Annotated in this window: 1 protein-coding gene; it reads left to right on the top strand. The window is 70.0% G+C overall.

Translation table 11 applies throughout. The annotated features are described in order from the left end of the window. Positions 1–823: AMP-binding protein (locus ON31_RS14790; RefSeq protein ID WP_039814207.1), on the top strand; the 823-nt coding region annotated here is incomplete at both ends.

The raw sequence follows: 823 nt of genomic DNA, 5'->3' as shown, positions 1-823 counted from the left end.
TACTCCTCGGGCACCACCGGCAAACCCAAAGGCATCGTCCACGGCCACGGCGGCGTCCTGCTCGAACACCTCAAAGCCATCGCCCTGCACACCGACCTCGGCCCCACCGACACCTTCTTCTGGTACACCAGCCCCTCCTGGATGATGTGGAACTTCCAGATCGCCGGACTCCTCGTCGGCGCCACCATCGTCTGCTACGACGGCAGCCCCACCCACCCCACCACCGACACCCTCTGGACACTCGCCGCCACCACCGCCACCACCGTCCTGGGCACCAGCCCCGGCTACGTCCTGGCCTGCGCCAAAGCCGACACCCACCCCGCCCGCGACCACGACCTCACCGCCCTGCGCAGCATCGGCATCACCGGCTCCGCCCTACCCCCGACCTCCTCGCTGTGGCTGCGCGACCACATCGGCGACCTCCCCGTCGCCTCCATCAGCGGCGGCACCGACGTCGTCTCCGCCTTCCTCGGCGCCGTCCCCACCGTCCCGGTCTGGCCCGGCGAACTCTCGGTGCCCTACCTCGGCGCCGCCGTCGCCGCCTACGACGACCACGGCCACCCCGTGCGCGGCGAGGTCGGCGAACTCGTCATCACCGCCCCCATGCCCTCGATGCCCGTCCGGTTCTGGAACGACCCCGACCACACCCGCTACCACGACGCCTACTTCGACACCTACCCCGGCATCTGGCGCCACGGCGACTGGATCACCATCACCGACCACGACAGCATCATCGTCCACGGCCGCTCCGACTCCACCCTCAACCGCAACGGCATCCGCATGGGCTCCGCCGACATCTACCAAGCCGTCGAAGCCCTCCCCG

The sequence above is a fragment of the Nocardia otitidiscaviarum NBRC 14405 genome, from assembly GCF_000308635.1.
Classification (GTDB): domain Bacteria; phylum Actinomycetota; class Actinomycetes; order Mycobacteriales; family Mycobacteriaceae; genus Nocardia; species Nocardia otitidiscaviarum.
Note: the sequence above shows the minus strand (reverse complement) of the source record. Positions and strands in the feature narration are given on the sequence as shown.